We start from the raw sequence: 23,811 nt of genomic DNA, 5'->3' as shown, positions 1-23,811 counted from the left end.
ACGGCGCGTGGTTCGAGCGACGCCTTATGACGTCGTGCGTCGGCGTGCCGGAACTCGGCGCAGACCTGTCCGTCGATGCCATGATGAGCAAAGCTGACCCGGCGTCCGCCCCGCCGTCAACCCCATGAGCCGCCGTAAGGCGGCGGCCCGCTAAGGCCAGGGTTGATGGCGGGGCGGCAACGGGTAACCTCTGCCATGGCGACGACGGCGGGTTTCTTCCCGGCCATGGAGAGCCGTCGTGTACCAGATCCATCCCAACGCCCGCACCACCCCGGCCGTGCGCGCCGCCAACGCCTCGTCCGCCGAGCCCTCGGGCGTGCTGGACAAACGCTACGGCGTGAGCACCGAAACCATCCGGAAATGGCGGCGGCGGGGCGTGGAGGATTGCCAGGACCATTCCGCCTGCCCGAAGCATCTGCGGTGGCGGGCTTCCGAGGAGGAGCGTGCCATCGTCTGCGAGCTGCGCCGGATGACCAGCTTTGCGTTGGACGATCTCACCTTCACCCTGCGCCACTTCCTGCCGCATCTGAACCGCGACACCGTCTACCGCATTCTCAAGGCCGAAGGGCTGGGCCGCCTGCCACCGCCTCCATCGACTAAGCCGGTGAAAGAGGTGAAGAAATTCAAGGAGTATGATCTCGGCTTCCTCCACATCGACATCAAGCATTTGCCCAAGTGGCAGGTCATCGGCGGCGTGCCGCGCAAGCGCTACCTCTACGTCGCCATCGACCGCGCCTCACCGCGGGTTCACTTGGCGGTCAAGGACGAAGAGACCGAGGCCTGCGCCACTGCCTTTCTGAAGGAGGCAGCCGCCACCTTTCCCTTCACGATCACCCACGTCCTGACCGATCGCGGCAGCTGCTTCACCGCCGACGCGTTTGAGGCGGCCTGTAGTGCACTTGCCATCGAGCACCGGAAGACCAAGCCCTACACCCCCAAGACCAACGGCATGGTCGAGCGCTTCAACGGCCGGATCGGTCGGGAGGTACTGGTGATGTGCATCGGCACCCATCAGACCTTGGAGTGCCTGCTGAAGGGCTACAATCTCGCCTACAACGCCCGTCGCCAACGGGTCTTGGATGGCCGATCCCCGACGAGGTCGTGAGCGAGCGCCTGAAAGCTAGGCCGGAGCTGACCAATCCAACCCATCGACCTCCCGATCCCTGCTCCCTGACCAAAACCAAAATCGCGGCCCAGCTGATGGTTTTCAGCGCCAAGGAGATGTCGCAACCTGACAACTAGAGTATGATCGCTTCAAGCGGTATCACTTGAAACGTGAATCACACGAAAGACCAAAAGCTTAGAGTCTGGCTGGTGCTTCAATAAGCACCCAGACTCTAGCGTTCGCCCAGGACCTCCAGGGACTTGTCGCGCGCGCGGGCGGCGAGCGCAGTCCGGACGAGGTGCACGACCCCGGTCCAATCGCCCGGCCGCTCCTGCCGGAACAGGCGCATGGTCGGGTACCACGGGGTGCAGACGCCATGCTCCAGCCAACGCCAGTCAGGCGCGAAGGGCAGGACGGTCCAGACCGGACGACCGAGCGCGCCAGCCAGATGGGCCGGGCCAGTGCAGGAGCTGATCACCAGATCGAGCTGCTCCATGATCGCGGCGGTATCGGCGAAATCCCCGATCGCGGCGCCCAGGTCGGTGAAATTGGCCGGAAGCGGGCCGTCTTGCTCCAGATCGCGACGGCCTGGTCCCTTCTGCAGGCCGTAGAACGCGACCCCGCCAACATCAAGCAGCGGGCGAAAGGCCGCCAAGCCGGGCGAGCGCAGGCGATCGCCCTTGAATTCCGGGTTGCCGGCCCAGACCAAGCCGACCCGCAACCTCCCGTCGCCCGGCAAGGGCAACCGCCCGCTCCACGCTTTCACCAACGCCGGCTCAGCCCGCAGATATGGTACCTGGTCGGGAATGGTGTAGAGCGTCGTACCGATTCGGTCCGGCACACTGGCAAGGGCGATGTGAGCATCGTGCGGCGGCGGCGGCTCGAAACGGCCAATCACTCCGTCGATCCCCGGCATGGACGATAGCAGGCGGACGAGTTGCTTGTTGCATTCCAGATGGACGTGCACACCCCTGGCTTGCAGCAGGGGGGCGTAACGGGCGAGCATGATCGTGTCGCCGACACCCTGCTCGTCGTGAATCAACAGCGTCCGTCCGGTCAATTCAGATCCGTCCCAGGTGGGCGAGGTAAAGCCGCGACGGGGCGACGGGAAGTCCGCCATGCGCGAACGCCATTCGTACTCGGCGAAGCCCTCCTTCAACCGGCCTTGCAGCAGCAAGCCGAAACCGAGCGCCGTGTGACCTTCTGCCAGCAGTGGGTCGAGCAGGACCGCCCGTCTGGCGAGAGCAATCGATGCATCCACCCGCATCTCGTCACGGGCGGCCAGGCTGAGGTTGAGGTGGGTGGCCGCATCCTCCGGCTTTACCGCGATTGCATGGTGGAAGCAGGCAACCGCCTCCGCGTAGGCGCCACGTTCCTGAAGGGCGATACCGAGGTTGTTGAGCGTCCCGGGTTCATTGGGAGAGAAGCCCAGCGCACTGCGGTAGGCGGCGACGGCTTCGTCCAATCGGCCGAGCCGGCGGAGCGCTACGCCTAGATTGGTGTAGCCGGCTGCCGAAGCCGGCAGGATGCCGAGCAGCGTCATGAACGCTTCGACCGCCTCCTCCGGCCGCCCGGCCATGAGGAGGGCGCGGCCGAGTTGCATCCGTTGGTCGGTCAGAAACGGCTTGAGCAGCAGCAGGCGGTGCAACGCGGTCGCTTCCCGCCCATAATCGGCTTGGTCGGACAGGATATTGGACAGGTTGTTGAGCGCGTCGGCGAAATCCGGGGCCAGCGCCAGCGCCCGTCGGCAGATCGCCGCCGCGTCCTCGCGCCGGCCGAGGCGGCGCAGCACGATGGCGAGGTTGGAGAAGAAGATTGGGTTTCCGGGGTCGAAGCGGATCGCCTGCCCGATCAGTCCGGCGGCGGCGGTCGGGTTTCCGGCTTGGAGAGCCAGGACGCCCAGAAGGTGCAGGGCGTCGGGATGGTTCGGCCGGACGTCCAGCGCCTGCCGGTACAGCGCCTCAGCCTGGGCAGACCGTCCGGCGCCGTGATGGGCCATGCCGGCCTGCAACAGCGCGGCCGGATCGGGCTGGTGGATGGTCGTCACAACAGCACCGGGCTGTTCCATGGGTCGTATGGAACCAACACCTGCCGATCGTGGTCGGGGCGGTGGAATTTCTTGGCCGTCCGGTTCAGCATACTGGCGGTAAAGGAGAAGCTGCTGTTGGAGATGGCGACTTGGTCGGCCACGCACAGAGCGTGGAAGTCCGTGAAGAACTCGGCTCCCCGGATTGGTTCGGCAAGGTCGCGGGCGCACAGCGGCCGGTAGGGCGCGAAGGCGGTGAGAAGGGCGGGGTCGTCGGTTGCGACGTAGAGGACCGGTCGATCTAGTCCCGGCCATATCCCCTCCAGCCAGCGCAGATACCAGGCTTCGGGTGCGATCCAGAAGCGTCCCCAGCCGAAATCTCCGCGCCGCAAATGGAGCGCTACGACCGTTCCACCGCTCGCACGCAGCCGGGTGGCGATGCCGTCGGCATAGGCCCGCAGGTACGGAGCCGGCGTGAAGAAGCCCCGGAAGGCATCACGGCGCGCCGACAGGAAGCCGGTGCCGCCGCAGAAATACCCCGTGACGTCACGGTCGGCCAGAACCGGCACGTTCCGGCCCGCCAACGCGGCGACAACGGCCTCTTCCCCGTCGGCCTCGGGCACAAGGGGCAGAGGAGCGCCCGGCAGTGGATCATCCAGGCCGTACAGATAGCGCCCGGGCCACGCCGGCACCTCCAGCGTCAACCCATGGAGACCGGCGTAAAGGCGGAGCACGCCGTATTGGAGAAGCTGGTTGCCGAACCGGCCATGCCGGCCGAAGAGCGTCGAGGCAAGGCGATGCCCGGCCGGTCCGGCAGGCCGAGGGGCTGGGGATCCGAAAGTGCGGGTGAGCAGGTTGACCGTACGGCCGGTGAAAGCGTCGGCCCGGCCAGGATTGCAGCGGATGGCTCGTTCCCACCACGGCAGGGCAACATCAGGGGCACGGTGGGCGCTTTGCGTTTCGAGCGCGCCAGCCAGCACCACTTGCGCGTCGAACAGGTCCGGCGCCAAGGCCAAGGAACGCTGGGCGTGGCGCACCGCCTCGCCGGATCGGCCGGTCTCCAAGGCGACCTCCGCGAACAGCGCGTTCAGGCTGACATTGTCCGGCTCCAGCCGCAGCCCGCGTGCGAGTATTCCATAGGCCTCGACCTTCCGGCCAAGACGCTGGAGCGCCCACCCGAGGAGGCGCAGGGCGTTGGGATAGGCCGGCTGGAAGGCCAATGTGTCACGCAGAACCCCAGAAGCTTCGGCGTAACGGCCTCCCTCGACCAGGAGAGAGCCGACGTTGAAGCGGGCGGCCGGTGCCAGCGGCTGCAGATTGGCTACCATGCGGAAGGCGCGCAGCGCCGGGACGTGACGCTGAAGCCGGTGGGCGGCCACTCCGAGTTCGAACCACGCGGTGATGGCCCCCGGCTCCAATGCGACCGCGCGGTGCAGAAGATCGAAGGCCCGTAGCGGCTCTCCGCGCTGCATGCAGTCCTTCGATTTTCCGATCAACGCCGCGAGTGAAGGCGCCCTGGGCGGCATGACATGCGGGAGGAACGGAAGAACTCCTTCGTTCCCCCGCCTCCCATCACGCTCCATGGCCACCTTCTTCGCCTTCAGCGCTTCGATGCGTCGGAGCGTCAGGATCTCCATGCCTAAGAAGCGCGGGTTCGGCCGCGTGCGCTCCGGGGACGGGGGACCGCCGGTCATCTCGGCGCTCTGGCGGGCCAGTGCGTTGTTCTCCCGCATCATATAGTGGACGGTCTTCTCCGCGATCTTGACCCCACCGAACAGGCTGTTCAGTGCGCGCGAATAGGCGACATCCTCGGCCAACGCCGGCAGGAATGGCGCCTCTTCCGGAAAGCCGCCGATGAAGTCGTGGCAGTCCCGCCGGACGCAGAGGTTGCAGGGGTAGCTGTTCTCCGCCGCGTCGCGCCAGTCCGGTGTGATCGTCGCGTCGATGCGGTCGAAGAGCATGCCGGTACGGACGAAGCCGGCGTCCGGTGCGGCATCCAGCACACGGGCGGTCAGGAAGAGGTGCGGAGGCAGGAAGACGTCGTCGGAGTCGAGGAACCACAGGTAGCGGCCCCGCGCCGAGGCGGCGCCGAGATTGCGTGCCGGCCCGGCGCCAAGATTCCGGTTGGCGGCGATGACGGCGACGCTCTGTCCGGCATGGGCACGAGCCCAGCCGAGCGCCCGGGCGAGCGAGTCGTCGGTCGAGGCGTCGTCGACCACGCAGATGTGGATGCGCGCCGCCGGGTCTCGGCTGCGCTGGTAATCCGCCGCCGCTAGCACGCTGTCGAGCGCGCGCTCGATGGTGCTGGCCATGTTGAAGACGGGAAGCACGACGGTACCGACGAAGGCATCGGCCCGCCGAGTCTCCACCGCCGCCAGGGCGACCGCCAGCCCGCTGTCTTCGCGGTTCAAGATCGCGCCGAGCCGCGCAGCCTCCTCGTCACACCCCTGGACCAGCCGCAGGGTTGCCAGCACCCGGGCGAAGCCACCTCCCGGTTCCAAGACCTGGGCCAGAGGATCAAGGATCGCGGCGGCATCGTCCGTGGCACCGGCGTGAAGCCGCGTCAAGGCATCGTTGAGGGCGGGTAACAGGATGTCGTCGATCTGCCGGTCCAGCACGGCTTGGTTCCGGTGCAGCAAAGCGGCGCGCAGCAGCAGGCGGAGGGCTGCGGCCCGGTTTCCCGCCTTCGCGACCAGAAGGGCGGTGCGTTGCAACGCGACCGCGTCCGCGGGGTCGGCAAGCAGGGCGGGACGCGGATCCATGTCGGTCGCCAAGCCGGTCGTCATGTCAATCCACTGCCTCCACGAAGGAGCGGGCGAAGGCACGCCACGTCCGCTCGCCGCGCACGAAGGCGCGGCCCTTCTCCGCGCAATCGCGTGCGGCCGCCCGGTCGGTATAGAGACGGTCGAGCTGCTCGACCAATTCGTCGACCGAGGATTCTCCCCAACCGCGGCGGCTGCCGTCGGGATCGGGAAGAGACGGCTGGCGGCTCAACGGCAGGCAGTTGCCCTCGCGGATCAGGTCGAGGTGACCGGTATTGGCCGACAGGATCACGGGCACGCCACAGGCCATTGCTTCCATCGCGACGAGGTTGGTAGCGCCCTCGCAGCGGTTGGGGAAGACGGCAGCGTGGCAGTCGGCCAGGATAGGGGCGAGCTGGTCGCGGGCCAGGACGCCCATGTCGATGAAGCCGTCCGGCGCGACGCCATGCGCCATCGCCCATTCGACGATGCGCAGCCGACCGTTCTCCCCGATGGCCGGCGGTGTCGGCGTGTAGGGGGATTCGGCGATGCTGGCCGAGGTGCCCGGCCAGTGGTTATGCCATGCGGTAACCAGCAGCGCGTCGGGGCGGCGTTCCCGAAAGCGGCGGAAGGCGGCGAGCACGATGTCTTGCCCCTTGCGAAATTCGATTTTGCCTCCCGAGAAGACGACGAACCGGTCGCCGAAGCGCCCGACCGCCGCCGCCGGAGCCAATTCATCGGGATCGACGCCTTGGAACGCCAGCCCGACATTCCTGAACCCCTGCTCGGTCAGCAGGGACAGGTTATAGGTTGAGTGTACGACGATCCGGTCGTATTCCTGCGCGCGCCCCAGCACGTCCGCGTCGAAGAGAGTGTTCTCGAAGGCGATCACCCCGACTGTGCGGCTTCCCCGCAGGCGGGCGGCCACACCTGGTACGAAACCGTTGCCGAGAGCCTGGAGCACGGTGGTCCCCTCCAGGCACAGAACGTTGTCGCCGGCCTGCCGGACGATGACGGCGAGCCGTTGCTGGGCGTCCAGCAGCGGTTCGACCCGCATGCGGTTCGCCGGCCGCAGCGCGTCGAGCAGAGGCCGCTCCGCCAACAGCGGCGTCCGTCCCTGGTCAAGCAGATGGAGTGCCGTGTGGAGACCGACCAGCCCCCAGCCGTGGATTTCCGAAAGCTGCCAAGTCAGGACGATAGTCTGTTGCATGCAAGGTCCTTCGACGCCGGTCGCGAACGCCGATGACCTTCATACCGGTAGCGATGGCTGCTATGGTAACGGGATCGCTTATCGAAACGCTCGGTTCCTGGTTGCTCGGCGCTGGATTCGGATGACCTTCTCGATCGCCTTCATCGACCCGACGCGGGGCGATTATACACCGGACACGCCCCGCCGCCAGCCGCTTGGAGGATCCCAATCGGCGCTCTGCTATTTGACGGAGCGGCTGGCGGACGCCGGTGCGACGGTCACGCTGGTTAACGGCACGCGGACGCCGGAGGTCGTGCGTGGCGTGCGCTGCGTTCCCATGGCGTCGATGTCGCTCGACACGCTTTGCGGCTTCGACGTCGTCATCCTGCTGAACGGTTGCGCGCCGGACTTGGTGTCGCGCCTGCGCGCAGCTCCAGGCGAACGCCGGCTGGTGTTGTGGACCCAGCACGCAGCCGACGAGCCGGCAATGCGGGGTCTTGAGGCTCCGGCCCTGCGGGCCTGCTGGGACGGCTTCGCCTTCGTCAGCCGATGGCAGATGGAGACGTACCACGCGGCCTTCGGCATCGAGCCCGCGCGCAGCGTCGTCCTGCGCAACGGCACCGCCCCCGCCTTCGCCGGCCTCTTCGCTGCGGACGAGAGCGTGCTGGCGACCAAGCCCTGGCCGCCGGTGCTGGCCTATACCAGCGCACCCTTCCGGGGGCTGAGCGTGCTGCTGGACAGCCTGCCCCGCATCCGCGCAGCACTGCCCGGAACGCGGCTGCGCGTCTTCTCCAGCCTGGAGGGGTATCAGGTCACGGCCGACGCCGACCCCTACCGCGCGCTCTACCAGCGCTGCCGGGACACCGAGGGCGTCGAGTATGTCGGCGCACTGGCGCAGACCGATCTGGCGGACGAACTCAGGGCCACGACCGGTCTGGCATATCTCAACCGGTTCGCCGAAACCTCCTGCATTGCGGCGATGGAGGCGATGGCGGCCGGCTGCGTGGTGGTGTCAAGTCAGCTCGGCGCACTCGCCGAAACCACGGACGGCTTCGCCCGGCTGATCCCGGTCCCGGCGGACCCGACCGAGCATGCCCTGCGCTTCGCGGAGGCGGTGACGGACACGTTCGGCTCGTTGCACGGGGACCGTCCCGCCTGGGACCGGCTGCTTCGCGAGCAGGTCGATCACGCGACGGCGACGATGGGCTGGAACGGGCGGGCGCGAGACTGGCTGGACTGGCTGGAGGACTTGCGGCGGCGGCCGGCGGTCCGCGCCGCCGCACCGCCCATCCTTGAGGACGACGCCTCCAGATCGCGGGTCGCGACCGCCATCGCACAATCCCAGACGCATCTGCTCGACGCCTTGAACGCCCATCTCAACGCCGGGGCACAGGCGGGGGACGGCCGGATCGCCGATCCCCGCTGGCAGGCGGAGGCGCGTGGACTGATCGCGCTGATCGAGGGGTCGCTCCGCCTCGACCACAACGCGGAGGACCGGCGGTCCGGCGTCTGGGCGACGCTGCGTGGCTACGACGCGTGGCTTGCCCACCGCACGGTCCTGCCGACCCTGCCGCGCGTACCGGTTCCGCCCGGTGGGCGTCGGGTCTTCGACTGCTTCCAGTTCCACAACGAGCTGGAACTGCTGGAAGTGCGGCTGGCCGAACTTTCCGGGGTGGTGGACCGATTCGTGCTGGTGGAGGCGACCTACACTCACGCCGGCGATCCCAAGCCGCTCCATTATGCCGACAACCGCGCCCGCTTCGCCGCATACGCCGACAAGATAATCCACGTGGTGGTCGCCGACGATCCCGGCGGCTTCGCCTGGCAGCGCGAGGCCCACCAGCGCGAGGCCATCGCACGCGCCCTTGAGGGGTGCGACGCCAGCGACCTGATCATCGTAGGCGACGCCGACGAGATCCTGCGTGCGCCGGTGGTCGAGCGGCTGCGCCACGAGATCGCCGGCGGTGACGACCTCTTCGCGCCGCAACTCGATATCTTCCTCTATTTCCTCGACCTGAAGTCGCCCGAGCCCTGGGTGTCGGTGGCCGCCGCCCCCTGGAACCTGATCCGCCGGATCGGACCCAACCGCGCGCGCTATCTGGCCAAGCAGGGAATCGGAAAGGTCGTGCCGGATGCCGGTTGGCACTTCACCTGGATGGGCGGCATTGAGCGTTTCCGCGCCAAGCTGGAATCCTTCGCGCACCGGGAGATGATCGCCGGCATCGACGAGGCAGCCGAGGAGAATCTCGAACGGCTTCGCCGCTTCTACGCGACCGGCCGTTTCGAGGGTGGACCGGTGCCCGGCATGTGGACCGGCTTGGCGCCGATTCCCGCCGATGCCCATCCGGCGGCGATCCGCAGGCGGTTGGCCCATTTCCGGCAGATGGGCTGGCTCACGCCACAGCCGGCGCCCGGCCGGGACGATCTGCTCGCCACGGCGCGGAGCCACGCCGCGGCGGGGCGGCCCGAGCGGTCGGCGGACGCCTACCGCCGCGCTGCGGCCCTCGATCCGGCCTGCATCGATGCCTTCGACGGTCTGGCAAACCTCGTTGATGGCCTCGACGCGCTGGCACCGCTGCGGCATTGCGTCGTCCTCGACCCCTGGGGCAACTTCCACCGCTTCGCCCTTGCCCACGCCTGCCTGATCGGCAGCCACCATGCGGAGGCGCTGGAGATCCTGCTGGAACTGGCCGTCCGAGAACCGCAAGACCATCGCGTCCATGGCAATCTCGCCGTGGCGTTGAGGAAGGTCGGGCGCGCCGCCGAGGCGGAGGCAGCCGGACACCGGTCGCTCGCGCTGCATCCGGCGGAGCCGGGGGCGCTGAGCAACCTCGGCCTCGCCCTGTCGGATCAGTCCCGCCACGGCGAAGCCGTCCGCGTCCTCCGACGCGCGGTGGCGCTGGCAACCGGCTTTCCCGATGCTAGGCTCAACCTCGCCCTTACGCTGGCCGCCTTGGGAGAGGGCGAGGCGGCGGAGAGCTGGTGCCGGACGGTCCTCGACTGCCAACCGGACAACGCGCTTGCGCATCTCACGCTCGCCACCTGCCTGCTGCGCCGAGGCGAGCTGGGGCCAGGGTTCGCTGAATACGAGTGGCGCACCCGCCTCGACGATGGCAGCATCGGGCTGCGTGACCCGGTCACGCCACCCTGGCGCGGCGAGGATCCGCAGGGGCGGACGATCCTGCTGCACGACGAGCAAGGGCTTGGCGACGGTATCCAGTTTGTCCGCTACGCGGGGACGCTGAACCGGCTGGGGGCACGGGTGGTTGTGGCCTGCAACGACGCGCTGGTCCGCCTCTTCGCCACGCTGGACGGGGTGGAACGGGTGGTCGGCCGCTCGGCTCCGCTTCCGCCGCACGATGCGCACGCCGCACTGATGAGCCTTCCACATCTGCTGGGCACCACGCTTGCCACAGTTCCGGCGGAGGTGCCCTACCTGCGTGCCGAACCGGAGTTGGCGGAGCGGTGGGGCGCGCGGTTGGCAACGCTCGCGGGGTTGCGGGTGGGGCTGGTCTGGGCCGGCAACCCGGATTTCGGGCAGGATCGGCAACGCTCGTTGCCGCTGCCCGCGCTGTTACCCTTGATGGAGGTCGAGGGGGTGTCGTTCCTCGGTCTCCAGCAGGGCGGCGGGCGACGGGAGTTGAACGACTGGCGGGATCAGTTGCCGCCCCGCTTCACCGATCTGGGTGAGGAGATCACGGATTTCGCCGACACCGCGGCGATCCTCGCCAATCTGGATCTCGTCATATCCGCGGACACGGCGGTGGCCCATCTGGCCGGTGCGCTCGGCCGGCCGGTCTGGACATTGCTGCGTGACGTCGGCGACTGGCGCTGGCTCGACCGAGGGGAGCGCACTCCCTGGTACCCGACCATGCGCCTGTTCCGGCAGGATCGGCCAGGGTCCTGGGATGAGGTCGTCGCCGACATCCGGACGGCGCTCATCCGCCTGCAGGCAGGACCGGCACGGTGAAAGGTTCGGGCGGCAGACCGGCGGCGTACCGCTCCCACATGAGCCGGTAGGCGCTTTCGAGGTGCCGGGCGAAGCGGGGCGTGTCGAACAGTGGGGCGGTTACCCGCCCCCGCTCCAGCCGGTCGCGGTAGGCGGCGAGCCGGTCGGGAGCGCGGGCGAGCCGCACCGCCAGCTCCTCATACTCCGCGAGGCTCCCGGTGATCGTCTCCGGCAGGCCTGTGGCGGTCAGCAGGCTGGCCGCGACGCGCGACGCGAAGGTGTCGCCCAGGCGGGTCATAACCGGCAGTCCCATCCACAGCGCGTCCGAAACCGTGGTGTGCCCGGTGTAGGGGAAGCTGTCGAGGAACAAGTCGGCGAGACGGTAGCGGGCGAGGTGCTCGGCCTGCGGCCGGTGGGGAGCGAACACTAGGCGGTCCGGGGCGATGCCGTGGCGGGCCGCCGCGCGCCGCAGGTTGGCGGTGGCCTCAGGGTTGGCGTCCATCAGCCAGAGGATGCTGCCGGGGACGTCCGCCAGGACGCGCATCCACAGGGCGAACATGGTCGGGGTGATCTTGAACGGCGCGTTGAAGGCGCAGAGGACGACCCCGTCCGGCGGCAGGCCGCAGGCGGCACGGCTGGGAACGGGGGCGTCCAGGGGGCGCCGCCGGTCGTTGACCTGATAGGCGTCCGGCATCCGCACCAGCCGCTCGCGGTAATAGGGCTGGTGCTCCGGCGGGGTGACGATGCGGTCGCCGATGGCGTAGTCGATCGTCTCAGCACCCAACGTGCCCGGGTAGCCCAGATAGGCGACCTGCACCGGCGCCAGCCGCCGGGCGAGCAGATCGAGCCGGGCATCGCGCGTGTAGCCCTTGAGATCGACCAGGATGTGCACCCCGTCGGCGGCGAGCGCCGCCGCCACCGACGCCGCGTCCAATCCCCGGATGTCGCGGAACAGGTCGAATCCCGCCTCCAGCCGGCGGCGCATCGGGCTGCCGTCGTCGGGACCCTGGGAGTAGCCGAGGACCCGGAACCGTGCGCGGTCGTGCAGTTCGAACAGCTCGGCCGTCAGATGGGCGGTGGCGTGCTCGTGGAAGTCGGCGGACAGGTAGGCGACGGTGAGGCGGCCGTCGGCCCCGACCGGCCGCCACGGCGTGGACTCCGCCGGTTCTGCGGGCCTGACCATCGCCTCGTAGAAAATCCGGGCGGAGCGGTCCTGCTGCGCCGGGCTGCTGTCGATCAGCAGGGTGAGCAGGGGCATGGCAAGGCCAAGGTCGCCGTCGATGACCTGGAGGATCGATCGGCTGAGCGCGGCATGGTCGCGCCAATCGCAGGCCGACAGGGTCGCGAACAGCCGGTCGCTCAGTGCGCCCGTCTGATCGGGCGCCAGCACCCAGGCCCGGCCGTAGGCGGTCGCGGCGGCCGACAGGGCGCCAGAGGCGCGCAGGGCGTGCCCCATCTCGCGATGGGCGTTGGCGGACTCCGGCTGGAGGGCGAGGGAGCGGCGGTGGACGGCGACGGCCGTTCTGGCCCGGCCCGTTTCACGCAGCGCGGTGCCCAACTGCGTGACGGTCTGGGCTGATGCCTGCCCGCCGAGCAGCCGAAGCGCATAGGTCAGCAACGGTACGGTTTCCGCCGCGCTTGCGAGCAGGGCGAGGTTGGAATAGGCATCGGCGAGATCCGGCTTCAACGCGACGGTGACGGCAAGGCGGGACCGTGCCGCCGACGGGAAGCCCAGCGCAAACTCTGTCACGCCGAGCAGGAAGGAGGCTTCGACCTGATCGGGGCGCACGGCCAGGATGGCACGGCAGACAGCCCGCCCATCCGCCGCCCGCCCGTCCTGGTACAGCGAGAACGCCAGCGCCAGGGCTTGGGCCAGCGGCATGTCGCGCAGGCTCGGCGGCGGCGCGGCGGCGACATAGGCGAGCGGGCGGATCATGGTGCCGCCGCCAGGTGTGGACAGACTGCGCGGTTCGGCCTTGTGGGCGCGGTGGTAGCCGACCAGATGGACGATACCGAGTGGCGCGTGGGGAAGCTGGGGGTCCAGCAGCAACCGGCCGTCCTCCGAGCAGAGCGGCGTCGCCCGGAAGCAGATCCAGTTGCAGGCTGCCGGCAACTGGCTGAACGGCAGGCCGCCGGTCCGCAGAGCGACGTTGAGGGCGACCTGCTCGCTGACGAAGAGGATAACGCGGCGCAGCGCATCCGCCAGCAGCCGCCCCCAGAGATCCCAGTGCGGCGCGTCCCGACGTGCCGCGAACACACCGCAGTTCAGCAGCGGATAGACGTGGAGGTGGCGCGCCGTCGCTTCGTCGAAGCAGGCCTTGTACCATTCGTAGAGATGCAGCGCGTAGGGCGCGCCGTTGTACAGGGGCGTGTAGGAGCGATCGAGTTCCGGTACGATCGCGAAGCCCGTCGCCTCCGCCCCTCTCAGCAGCAGTTCCACCGCGTTCCAGTCCTGGACCCAGCAATCGGCATCGAGCCACAGGATGAGTTCCGCCTCGGGCACATGGCGCGGCAGGTGCGGGCGCGACAGCATCGCCTTCATGTAGTCGGGTACCAGCCGGTCAGGCCGGTGATCCCAGCCGGGCTCCAGGCGGCGGACAGCCTGGGCGCCCAGCCAGTCGCGCGCCGCAGGACCGAGCCCGACGTCGAGCACGACGATCGGCGCCACGGCCCCCTGAGGAAAGCCTTGGATCGAACGCACCAGCCCCTGAAGCAGGGGGAAATAGGCGTCGTCTGCGGCCGTAACGATGGCGAAGCGATGGGCAGTCGTCATGGCATGTCGCCCGCGGGGTTTGAACATGGCCTGCGACAGAGAGGCGTCCATACTGTTATCAACGCGAGATGCTCCATCGCCAAAGACAGACATGCCGGGTCTGCGGGTCGCCCAACCTTACCCCAGCCATCGACCTCGGGCCTCAGGTTCTGCAAGGGGGCTTCGCCAAGCCCGGCCCGCCGGTCCCTCCGGATCCGGGGTTGCCCATGCGGCTGGTCTTGTGCGAGGGAGGCTGCGGCCTGTTGCAGACCGCAGCAAGCGTGCCGCCCGAACGGCTGTACCAAGCCTATCGGTACCGCTCGGGCCTGAACGCCACCATGCGCGACCACCTCGCGGGTATCGCCGAAGAGGCAATGGCACTCGCCGGCGTGGAGGCGCCGACGGTCCTCGACATCGGCTGCAATGACGGCACCCTGCTGTCGCACTTTCCGGCGGGCTCGGCCCGCTTCGGCGTTGATCCGTCGGACGTCGCCGCCATGGCGATGGCGGAAGGTGGGATAACCCTCGTGCCCTCCTTCTTTCCCTCGGACGCCGCGCTGGCCGGCCTCGGCGGCCTGCGGTTCGACGCCGTGACCTCCGTCGCCATGTTCTACGACTTGAAAGATCCCGTCATGGCGGCACGCGCCGTCGCCGGGCTGCTGGCACCGGACGGGGTGTGGATCCTGGAACTGTCCTACCTTCCGTTGATGCTGCTTCAGAACGCTTTCGACACTATCTGTCACGAGCATCTCGAATATTACAGCCTCGCGGTGCTGGAGCATATCGCGGCGGCGGCGGGGCTGCGGATCTTCCGAGCCGCAATCAACGGCATGAACGGCGGCAGCATCCGCTGCTTCGTCTGCCACGATGGAAACACCCGCCTCGGCACGCCAGGGGACCGGGCGTTCCTCGACGCGCTCCGGGCACGGGAGCACGGCATGGGCCTGGGCGGCGCGCGGCCCTATCACGCCTTCCAGGCGCGGGCCGAGGCGTTGCGGGACGAACTGACCAGACGGCTGCGCGAAATCCGGGCGAGCGGCGAGCGAATCCATGTCTACGGCGCCTCGACCAAGGGCAACGTCCTGCTGCAATGGTGCGGCATCGACGGGTCATTGGTGGACTGCGCCGCCGACCGCAACCCGGCCAAGGTGGGAGCCAGCACGCCCGGTACCGGCATCCCGATCCGCTCGGAGGCGGAATCGCGGGCGCTGAAGCCCGACTGGTACCTGGTGCTGCCCTGGCATTTCCGCCAGGAATTCCTGGAACGTGAGCGTGCGACGATCATGGCTGGTACGAAGCTGCTGTTTCCCCTGCCCCGGATCGGGGTCGTCGATGCAGAGACCTACGACGCGGCACGGGCCGAGCGCCCGGATTATGCTGCGCTGCTGGGGCTTGCCTCGCCCGGTTGAGGCGCTGGCCGGCCGTTCAGAGGACTTCCCTGATCAGCCGCCCGAGTGCGTCGAGGTCGATGTGGACCGGAATGTCCAGCCGCGCCAGCAGGTCGGCCGGACGGTCGTCGGGCTCGTCGGTGAAGCGCCCGGCCAGATGACGGAGCCGCCCAAGCATCGGGACCTGTGTTCCCATCCGCGGGTTCCATAGCGATTCCGGATGGAAGAAGTCAGGGTTGTGAAGGTGGATCCAAATGCCGCCCGGCGGTAGGAAGACTTGGTTGGCCGTGGCCGCGCCGATCGGAGCCACTACGATTTTGGCAGCAGCGATCCGCTCGATAGTTTCGAGAACTCCCAGTTGCTCCGGCTGAACAGTCTTAAAACCATATCTGGCAATCAGCGCCGCGACCTCCTCGTCGTTGGCGATCCGGTGCTTGGGGGCTGAGCCGCGTCGGGACAGGTAGAGGCGCCGCCCGCCATCGGACTGGGAGCTAGGCCGGCAGAGCGGCAACAGCCGTTCCCGCAGCCAGCGATAGGCTGCCGGGTAGCCGACGGCGGACGGCACCGCCGCGCGGGCCAGCCGGTAATGGACCTGCATGACGCCCGACCCGACCAGTGCACGCGCATCAAGGATGCGGTCGGGACGAATCCCGGCCAGCTCCAGCATCTCGTGTTGGTAGCGGCGCAGGTCGAACAGCAGAAGCGGCAGCTCGCGGGTTTCCGGCACCCGGTCGCGCACCATCAACCTCGGCAGGACATCGACCAGGAAATGCCAGTAATTCGGGGTGGACGGCAGGAACAGGACGGGCTGGTCGATCTCCACCGTCCGGTAGAGGGAGCGAGGCAGACGGAAGACGGCTGCCATCGCCCCTGGCGTCACCCCGACCAGCGGCACGCAGCCGTTCTTCACCACTGTCGCAGTGGTTTCGCACAGCATCGTCCGGCGGCCCGAAAGAACGAAACTCTCGTACTTGTCCTTGACGTAGAATCCCTGCACCACCTCGACCTCGGCATCGAGCGCAACCCCGACCGACTCGGTGCCCATCCGAGCCAGCCCCTCGACATGCACCCGCAGCCACTCGGGCTGTGCAAGGGAGAAGGCGGCGGAAAGGGAGTGGGTCGACGGGGTCCACAACTCGTGGCGGAGGCCGGCGGCGGCACACCAACCAGCAAATCCCAGCAGGCGCAGGGGGAATCGGTCGATTGCCGAAGGGGGCACGGTGGGGAAATCGTAGCGGTCCTTGATGACAAGCAGCTCCACAGCAAGGTCCGTCCGCCCGGCCAGCAGGGCAAGACGGACGAGCCGCTCAAGCCCTTCGTACAGCACGACGCTCTTTGGCGCATCGGCCAATCCCCGGAGTGCTTCCATGCAGGCCGCCGCCATCCCGTCCGGATCACTCCGCTCCAAGGCGCGGATGGCAACGCGCTCGCAAGCGGCGGCGTGAAGGTCGCGCAACGGGCCATCTGCGGGCACCCGACGGATACCGTGGCGGAGCACAGCCAGAGCGCCCTTCTCGTCCCCCATCCTCCCATGCAGCAGGACCAGCGCATACCAAACCGTTCCATCGGTCGGATCAAGGGTGAGAACCCGGCGGTAAAGGCGCGCCGCATCCTCCGGCCGCTCCTGTTCCAGCAGCGCCGCATTGTGATAGGCGTCCCGGAAATCGGGTTTCAGCGCGATGGCTGCCTTGAACCGCCGCAGCCCTTCGGCCTTGCGGCCCTGGGCCGCCTCCACACTCCCCAGAAGGCATGCCGCCTCGGCTTGGTTGGGCAGGCTGCGCAAGATGGCGCGGCAAATCTCCCCGCTTTCGGACACGCGACCGGTCTCATAGAGGGTCAGCGCGAGGCCGAGCGCTTCGATAAGGCGCATGCTGGTGGAGGGTGGGGCATGCGGCATCAGGAGAAGCGGCGGCAGGAATGGGCGGGCCGTCCGGTTGACCACCCTTGCTGCCCCAGGTTACATCAAGCTGCATTGACATCCCATGGGGGAACCCGCATGGCCGGAGCGGTCTTTCCCATCGTCGAGAATGCCTTCGTCCAACACTTCAGCAAAGGCATGCGCCACATTGACGCCGAACGGCTGCACGACGCCGTGTCCAGTCTGCGCTGCGCCGCCGCATTGCGACCTGACCATCCTGTCCCCTGGTTCGTCCTGGGAATGACGCTGCGAACGCTCGGCCAAAACGCAAACGCCTCGGTGGCGTTGCGGGCCGCGCTCCGGCTGCGCCCGGAAGACCCCGATGCGCTTTTCCACCTCGCCAGCCTGTTGATGGAACAGGGTTGTACCGGGAAGGCATTGCCGATGCTGCACCGGCTGGTTCGTCTGCGGCCCGATCATCCGGACGCCGCTTTCATGCTGGGCAACGCGCTGATGGCCATGGAGGAGCCGGAACAGGCCGAAATCGCTTACCGCTTGGCGGTCCTGCTGAAACCGGACTCCCCCGACACCAACAACAACCTGGGCGGCTCGATGCTCGCCCAATGCCGTCCGGCCGATGCGGTGGAGAGCTTCCGCCACGCCATCCGCATCGATCCGACGCGTCCCGAGCATCACAAGAATCTCGGCATCTGCCAACTGACCGCCGGCGAGTTCGAGGAGGGCGCACGGGAATATGAATGGCGGACCGGGCAGGCGGTCTGGCAATGGAGCCGCAACTTCCCTGGAAAGCCGGCCTGGGACGGCGGACCGCTCGCCGGGAAAACGATCCTCGTACATTTCGAACAGGGGCTCGGCGACAGTTTCCAGTTCATCCGCTATCTGAGCCTGCTGAAGGCGCGCGGCGCGCGGACTATCTTCGAATGCCAGCCTGCGCTGAAGCAGGTTCTCGCCAGTGTTCCCGGCGTCGACGTGCTGGTCGCGCAGGGCGAGCCGCTGCCGGCATTCGACTGCTGCGTGTCGCTGATGAGCCTGCCCTTCCGGTGCGGCACGACGCTGCGGACAATTCCGGGCGGCGTGCCCTATCTCCGGCCTGATTCCGAACGGACGGCGCACTGGGAACAGGAAGTCGCAGGGCGCGGCCGGCACGGCGACTTCCGGGTCGGCATCCAATGGCGCGCGGACGGCGACAATCGGTCAATCCCCTTGGAGCATTTCGAGTCGCTGGCACACATTCCCGGCCTGCGGCTCTACAGCGTGCAACAGGGGATCGGCCTCGACCAGCTCGACCGGCTGGGCGAGGGCATGGGGATCGTCTCTCTTCCGGGACGGCGCGGCGGGGCCGAGGGATTCGTCGACACGGCCGCCATCGTCGCCTGCCTGGATCTGGTTGTCGCTTGCGATTCCGTCGTCGCCAATCTGGCGGGAGCTATGGGCAAGCCGGTATTCCTGGCCCTGCCCTGGCTGGCCGATTGGCGCTGGATGCGCCTGTCCGACCGCACGCCATGGTATCCCGCCACCCGGTTGTTCCGGATGGCGAGGCGGAACGACTGGGACGGGACGATGGAAAGGATCGCCGAGGCGGTGCGCGCGCTGATCGCGGCGGGCGGGCATGAGGGAGAACGGCGTGAACCCTAGCATTGGGAAGGCCGAGGAGCATTACCGTGCCGGGCGGCTGGCCGAGGCTGTCGCCGAGTGTCGGGCGCTGCTGCAGGCCGGGTCGCAGACTCCGGCCCAGATGGCGGACGCCCTCAACCTGCTCGGCGCGGCGCTGTTCACGGCAGGGGAGGACGGCACGGCGGTCGAGCCGCTGCGCGAGGCCGTCCGCCTTCAGCCGGGGCATGCCGCGGCGCTGACCAATCTGGCCATCGTTCTTCAGCACCGCCAGGATTGGGCGGCGGCCGAGCGCTCCCTGCAAAACCTGCTGGCCCTGTCGCCTGATCTGGGGTTCGCCCATGGCCGGCTGGGTTCGGTCGTGAAGGAGCGGGGCGATCTCGCTCGCGCCGCTCGGCTTCTGCGCCGTACGGTCCGCCTTGCGCGCCCCTCGGCCCTGGACTGGCTGAACCTTGGACTGATCGCACTGCTGAACGGCGCCTTCGCCGAAGCCGACGGCGCTTTCCGCCGGGCGATCGCCGACACTCCTGACGGTGCCCTTGCTCATCGCCAGCTCGGCGAGGTCCTGTTGCGGCTGGGAAGGCCGGAGGAGGCAGCCAAGGTGCTTGCCCGCGCCCTGCGCGTGGATCCCGAGGCGTACGGAGCCGGCGACGGTCTGGCACGCTGCCGACGCTACGCCGCAGCCACCGCAATGGCGCGCACTGAACCGGCCGGGCCGCAGCCGGTGCGGACCGGCGGCTTCGCGATGCGCGGTGCCTTCAACAGCCACAGCGGTTACGGGCATTTCTGCCGCCGTTTGATCCAGAGGCTGCGGCGGGACGGGGTGCCGCTCCAAGCCATCGGCGTCCTCGGTCCGGAATCCTGGCCGGAGGAGGACCTCGACCGCCCGGTGCCAGCGCGGGCCATGGTGAACTGCCTGATTCCGCTGGCGACCGAACCGGTGCCGGGTCTGGCCACCGTCACCTTTTCCATGTTCGAGGGAACGCGGATCCCTCCGGCCTGGCAGCGCCAGAGCATGCTGAGCGATCTCGTCCTCGTACCGACTGAGTCCTCCCGCCTCGCCTGGGAGGCGCAAGGGTTTCCCGCCGAGCGTCTGCGGGTCTGCCCGCTCGGCGTCGATCCCGAGGACGCAACACGAGAAGACGCCCCCGCCCCGACGCTGGTTGATCCGAACGGGCGGCTCGTGTCGAGCTACCGGCACCGGTTTCTCAACATCTCCGACTTCATCCCGCGCAAGAACATAATCGGCCTGTTGCGGGTGTGGCTGCGCAGCACGGCTCCATCCGATGATGCGGTGCTGATCCTTAAGTTGGGCAAGGGCGGTGGCGACGCGGCGATGCGTGCCGCACTTGGTGAACTGCTGCGTCTGGCAGAGGCGGACGTTGGAAAGCGGCTGGCACAGGCGGCGCCGATCAACCTGATAGACCGCGCGATGGATGACGCCGGGATGACCGGGCTGTACCGCGCGGCGACGCATTACTGGAGCCTGTCGCACGGAGAGGGCTGGGACCTGCCCATGTCCAAGGCCGGGGCGATGGGTCTGACGCTGGTGGCCCCCCGGCACTCCGCCTATGTCGATTACCTTGACGACACGAACGCTCACATGATCCCGGCCAAGGTCGGACCGGCCTTACTGCCGGGCGGCGGGGGATATTATCCGCCCTTCCACAGCCTCGATTGGTGGATACCGGATGAGGACGCAGCGTCGGACATCCTGAAAACCATCATCAGGGGAAATGGTGCGCCGAAATCCGCACGTGCGCGTCTTCTGGAACGCTTCACTTGGGAACGTTCAGCCGCCCGGCTGCTCGCCATCCTCGACGAGGCGGGGCTGCGCGGATGACTGTCGATGACGAGTTTGCCGACGCGCTAGCCCATCACGAGGCCGGACGGCTCGATCTGGCGGAGGCCGGCTATCGCGCGCTGCTGGCCCGTCACCCCGACCACCCGCATGCCAACAACAACCTCGCCGTCCTGCTGCGCGCCACAAGGCGGCAGCAGGAAGCCGCCGCGCATTATCGACGGGCTATCACGGCCCGGCCGGAGGACGCGGCGGTGCGCAACAACTTCGCCTGCGCACTGGAGGAGCAAGGGCACTGCACCGAGGCCATCGCGACAGCGCGCGTGGCGCTATCCCTGCACCCCGGTAAAGCCGACGGCTGGTTCAACACCGGCAACATGCTGACGGCCTACGGCGACCTCTGCGGGGCAATGGCGGCCTACCAGCGGGCGGTCCGTCTCGATCCGGCGATGGCGGGCGCCTACAGCAACCTTGGCGATGCCCAGCGACGCCGTGGCGAGCTCAGTCTCGCCATTCTCAGTTACCGGACCGCGATCCGGCTGCAGCCGGACCTGCCGCAGCCGATCGTCAACCTGGGCGAGGCGCTGAAGGACCAGGGCCGCGTGACCGAGGCGATTGCCGTCCTCCAGGACGGGCTGGAGCGGCACCCCGCCCTGCCGCTCCTCCATTCCAACCTGCTGCTCGCCCTCCACTATTCCCCGCTGGTTCCACCGGAGGTCATCGCCCGCGCCCACGCGCACTGGAACGACCGGCACGCGCGCGGACTGGGGCGCTGCACACCCTTCGCCAATGACCGGACCGCGGAAAGGCGCCTGCGGGTGGGTTACGTCTCCCCGGATTTCTGCGAGCACGCCTGCGCCGGCTTCATCGAACCCCTGCTGCACCACCATGACCGGGGGGCAGTGGAAGTCGTCGGATACCCAACCTCGCGACGGCAGGACGGCACAACGGAGCGGATGCGAAGGCTTACCGATGCATGGCATCCATTGACCGGGCTGGACGAGGACGCAGCGGCGCGGCGGATCGAACAGGACCGGATCGACATCCTGGTCGATCTGGCCGCGCATACGGCGGGCGGCCGCCTGCTGCTCTTCGCGCGCAAGCCAGCCCCGATCCAGGTGACTTGGCTCGGATACCCCGATGGCACCGGCATGCCGGCAATGGACTACCGGCTGACCGACGCCGTTGCCGACCCGCCGGGGGAGACCGATGGCTGGCATGCCGAGCGGCTGGTCCGCCTGCCGAACGGCTTCCTCGCCTTCACGGTGGGGGGGGGCCTCGCTCCTCCCGCCCCTCCACCGGTGCAGCGGAACGGGTTCGTCACCTTTGGGTCCTTCAACACCGTCGCCAAGTTGACTCCGACGGTGCTGCGGCTCTGGTCGGAGATCCTGACCGCCTTGCCCTCTTCCCGGCTGCTCCTCAAGAGCGCGGCCTTCGCGGACGGGCCGACACGCGACAACCATCTCAGGCGCTTCGCCCGGCACGGGGTGGCGGCCGAACGCCTTGATCTCCAGGCCCAAGTTCCGTCGACCGAGGAGCATCTACGGCTCTACGACCGGGTGGACATCGCACTCGACCCCTTCCCCTACAACGGCACCACCACGACCTGCGAAGCGTTGAAGATGGGCGTGCCGGTCGTCACGTTGGCCGGGCGCCATCATGTGGCGCGGGTCGGCGCCAGCCTGCTGACCCGCTGCGGGCTGGCCGATCTGGTCGCAGACAGCGAGTCGCGTTACGTCGCGGCGGCGCTGGCCCTGGCGCGGGACTTGCCGCGGCTCTCCGCGCTCCGGCTCGGCATGCGGAACCGGCTGGAGCGCTCGCCGCTGGGCGACCCACGGGGCTTCGCGCGGTCCGTCGAGGCAGCCTATCGGACGATGTGGCGCCGATGGGTGGACAGCGGCTGATCACCCGGCTCAACGTCCGGTTCGCCGCCGCACCTCATCGCGCAAGGCCGCGGCCGCGGCATCGAACACCGGCCGCCAATCCAGATCCACGCCTTGCCGGAACAGGCGCATCGACGGATACCAGGGCGTCCACGTCCCGCTGAAGCCATAGATCCAGTAAGGAACGTACTGGACCAGGTTCCACACCGGCTTGCCGAGCGCGCCGGCAAGATGAGCGACGGAGCTGTCCGTCATGATGATCAGGTCGAGCTGCTCCACCATCGCGGCTGTGTCCGCGAAATCCTCCAGGTCCGGCCCGAGCGGCACAACCAGCCGTCCAGCCGGCCCCAACTCCACCAATTCGGATTCCGGCGGTCCCTTCTGGAGGCTGTAGAGCCGGACGCCCGGGATTTCCGCAAAGCGAAGGAAGGGGGCCAGACCGGTCGCGCGCCGGGCGTTGTCGGCGAAGGTCACTCGCCCCGACCAGACGATGCCCACCCTCAAGATATCCGGCTCCCTCGGCCCCAGGATCCCCAGCGCCTTGCGCCGGGCGTCCTCCGGCACCCTCAGCCGGACCGGTGGCGGGATGCTGGCCATCGTGGTATCGAACAGGCCCGGGAGATCCATCTGCGAGGCTTCGACATCGCCGTCCACCGGCCCGCCCCAGCTACGGTACTCGTCGATCCCGGAGGCGGACAGCACACGCCGCAGTTCCTCATGCCCCTCATAGAGCACCCGTCCGCCGAGTGCCTTCACCAGGGGTAGGTAGCGTGCCATCAGAAGGGCATCACCGAGGCCCTGCTCGGAGGTCAAGAATACCGACCGTCCCCGCAGGGCCTTACCGTCCCAGACGGGCAGCACGGCGTTCCGTCCATTATAGGACGGCAATGAACGGCGCGCGCCGTAATCTCCGAAGCCATGGACGTAGTCGCCGATTTGCAACCGGACGAGCGCACGCTCCCAGCGGAGGGCAGCATCGGCGGCCTGCCCCCCTGCCCGGTCGATCAGCGCCAGGGCTTCGGCGAAGCGGCCGGCTTGGCGCAGGCCGACGATGCCGTTGAACATCACTCTGGGATTGCACGGCTCCCACCGCAGCGCTTCCTGCTGCGCGTCCACGGCTTCCGCTAAGCGACCCGCCTCCGTCAGGGCATTTCCCAGGTTGGTCCAGATGCTGGCGTTTTCCGGAGCGAACTCCAGCGCGCGGTTGTGGCAGGCGATCGCCGCATTCAGCTTGCCCGACCGGCGCAGCAGGACCCCCAGCGTGCTCCAGGCGCCCGCGTCACGGGGATCTGCACGCAAAATCGCCTCAAGCATGCCTAAGAACTGGGCACCAAATTGGGTATCTCCAGCAGCGTACTTTATAAAGTCGGGCGTTTCCACAGTAATACCTTCCGCTCTCAACATACCTTCGAGGCATCCACCTTCCCGATAGCCTCCTTGCCTGGATCAGCCTCAAAAATGTCATGAGGCCCAGTCGTACACTTATT

At 68.2% G+C, this 23,811-nt stretch carries 11 protein-coding genes and 2 pseudogenes; 7 read left to right on the top strand and 6 right to left on the bottom strand.

Annotated features, from left to right (window positions below; all coding sequences use genetic code 11):
• Positions 1-238: 238 nt before the first annotated feature.
• Positions 239-1,242: pseudogene (locus J2850_RS27190) on the top strand (DDE-type integrase/transposase/recombinase).
• A gap of 95 nt (positions 1,243-1,337) precedes the next feature.
• Here the strand turns inward: J2850_RS27190 and J2850_RS27185 are convergent.
• Genes J2850_RS27185 through J2850_RS27175 form a run of 3 tightly spaced genes read right to left on the bottom strand, consistent with a single transcriptional unit; the run spans position 1,338 to position 7,082 of the window.
• Positions 1,338-3,173, bottom strand: a complete 1,836-nt coding sequence (locus J2850_RS27185) for a tetratricopeptide repeat protein (RefSeq protein ID WP_209989239.1) — start codon at positions 3,171-3,173, stop codon at positions 1,338-1,340.
• The gene (locus J2850_RS27180; RefSeq protein WP_209989237.1) at positions 3,149-5,917 is read right to left on the bottom strand and encodes a glycosyltransferase; all 2,769 of its coding nucleotides are present in this window, start codon (positions 5,915-5,917) and stop codon (positions 3,149-3,151) included. Before J2850_RS27180 ends, J2850_RS27185 begins: the two co-directional genes overlap by 25 nt.
• A 1-nt stretch (position 5,918) precedes the next feature.
• Complete coding sequence (locus J2850_RS27175; RefSeq protein WP_209989235.1) at positions 5,919-7,082, bottom strand: glycosyltransferase family 4 protein; 1,164 nt, start codon at positions 7,080-7,082, stop codon at positions 5,919-5,921.
• 121 nt (positions 7,083-7,203) lie between these two features.
• On the opposite strand from J2850_RS27175, the gene J2850_RS27170 reads away from it, so the two are divergent.
• The gene (locus J2850_RS27170; RefSeq protein ID WP_209989233.1) at positions 7,204-11,031 is read left to right on the top strand and encodes a tetratricopeptide repeat protein; all 3,828 of its coding nucleotides are present in this window, start codon (positions 7,204-7,206) and stop codon (positions 11,029-11,031) included.
• On the opposite strand, the gene J2850_RS27165 is transcribed toward J2850_RS27170, so the two are convergent.
• Positions 11,000-13,783: an O-linked N-acetylglucosamine transferase, SPINDLY family protein gene (locus J2850_RS27165; RefSeq protein WP_246513617.1), complete on the bottom strand. Its 2,784-nt coding sequence runs from the start codon at positions 13,781-13,783 to the stop codon at positions 11,000-11,002. The two genes, J2850_RS27170 and J2850_RS27165, sit on opposite strands and share 32 nt — an antisense overlap.
• Before the next feature lie 68 nt (positions 13,784-13,851).
• On the opposite strand from J2850_RS27165, the pseudogene J2850_RS32380 reads away from it, so the two are divergent.
• Positions 13,852-14,004, top strand: a pseudogene (locus J2850_RS32380) (hypothetical protein); the annotation flags it as partial.
• A gap of 21 nt (positions 14,005-14,025) precedes the next feature.
• Positions 14,026-15,171, top strand: a complete 1,146-nt coding sequence (locus J2850_RS27160; protein ID WP_209989231.1) for a class I SAM-dependent methyltransferase — start codon at positions 14,026-14,028, stop codon at positions 15,169-15,171.
• Positions 15,172-15,187: 16 nt separating this feature from the next.
• On the opposite strand, the gene J2850_RS27155 is transcribed toward J2850_RS27160, so the two are convergent.
• Positions 15,188-16,783, bottom strand: a complete 1,596-nt coding sequence (locus J2850_RS27155) for a glycosyltransferase 61 family protein (RefSeq protein WP_343206900.1) — start codon at positions 16,781-16,783, stop codon at positions 15,188-15,190.
• Here J2850_RS27155 and J2850_RS27150 point away from each other — a divergent pair.
• From J2850_RS27150 to J2850_RS27140, 3 genes are read left to right on the top strand one after another with little or no spacing between them, the layout of a single operon-like run.
• Positions 16,682-18,664 (top strand): tetratricopeptide repeat protein, encoded by a 1,983-nt coding sequence (locus J2850_RS27150; RefSeq protein ID WP_209989226.1) that lies wholly within the window; start codon positions 16,682-16,684, stop codon positions 18,662-18,664. The genes J2850_RS27155 and J2850_RS27150 overlap by 102 nt on opposite strands.
• Positions 18,639-20,483 carry a tetratricopeptide repeat protein gene (locus J2850_RS27145; protein ID WP_246513615.1) on the top strand — a complete coding sequence of 615 codons (1,845 nt, stop codon included), beginning with the start codon at positions 18,639-18,641 and terminating at the stop codon, positions 20,481-20,483. Before J2850_RS27150 ends, J2850_RS27145 begins: the two co-directional genes overlap by 26 nt.
• Positions 20,480-22,345 (top strand): O-linked N-acetylglucosamine transferase, SPINDLY family protein, encoded by a 1,866-nt coding sequence (locus tag J2850_RS27140; protein WP_209989220.1) that lies wholly within the window; start codon positions 20,480-20,482, stop codon positions 22,343-22,345. Before J2850_RS27145 ends, J2850_RS27140 begins: the two co-directional genes overlap by 4 nt.
• A gap of 9 nt (positions 22,346-22,354) precedes the next feature.
• Here the strand turns inward: J2850_RS27140 and J2850_RS27135 are convergent, their stop codons facing one another.
• Positions 22,355-23,704 (bottom strand): glycosyltransferase family 9 protein, encoded by a 1,350-nt coding sequence (locus J2850_RS27135; protein WP_307354555.1) that lies wholly within the window; start codon positions 23,702-23,704, stop codon positions 22,355-22,357.
• Positions 23,705-23,811: the final 107 nt, after the last annotated feature.

This window comes from Azospirillum picis, assembly GCF_017876115.1.
Taxonomy (GTDB): domain Bacteria; phylum Pseudomonadota; class Alphaproteobacteria; order Azospirillales; family Azospirillaceae; genus Azospirillum; species Azospirillum picis.
This window is presented reverse-complemented; position numbering and strand designations above follow the sequence as displayed.

Bases quoted from the DNA above. Each gene is read 5' to 3' on its own strand.
- J2850_RS27140 (WP_209989220.1), top strand. From the start codon at position 20,480: ATGACTGTCGATGACGAGTTTGCCGACGCGCTAGCCCATCACGAGGCC.
- J2850_RS27150 (WP_209989226.1), top strand. From the start codon at position 16,682: ATGCAGCAGGACCAGCGCATACCAAACCGTTCCATCGGTCGGATCAAG.
- J2850_RS27165 (WP_246513617.1), bottom strand. From the start codon at position 13,783: ATGACGACTGCCCATCGCTTCGCCATCGTTACGGCCGCAGACGACGCC.
- J2850_RS27180 (WP_209989237.1), bottom strand. From the start codon at position 5,917: ATGACGACCGGCTTGGCGACCGACATGGATCCGCGTCCCGCCCTGCTT.
- J2850_RS27175 (WP_209989235.1), bottom strand. From the start codon at position 7,082: ATGCAACAGACTATCGTCCTGACTTGGCAGCTTTCGGAAATCCACGGC.
- J2850_RS27170 (WP_209989233.1), top strand. From the start codon at position 7,204: ATGACCTTCTCGATCGCCTTCATCGACCCGACGCGGGGCGATTATACA.
- J2850_RS27185 (WP_209989239.1), bottom strand. From the start codon at position 3,173: ATGGAACAGCCCGGTGCTGTTGTGACGACCATCCACCAGCCCGATCCG.
- J2850_RS27145 (WP_246513615.1), top strand. From the start codon at position 18,639: ATGAGGGAGAACGGCGTGAACCCTAGCATTGGGAAGGCCGAGGAGCAT.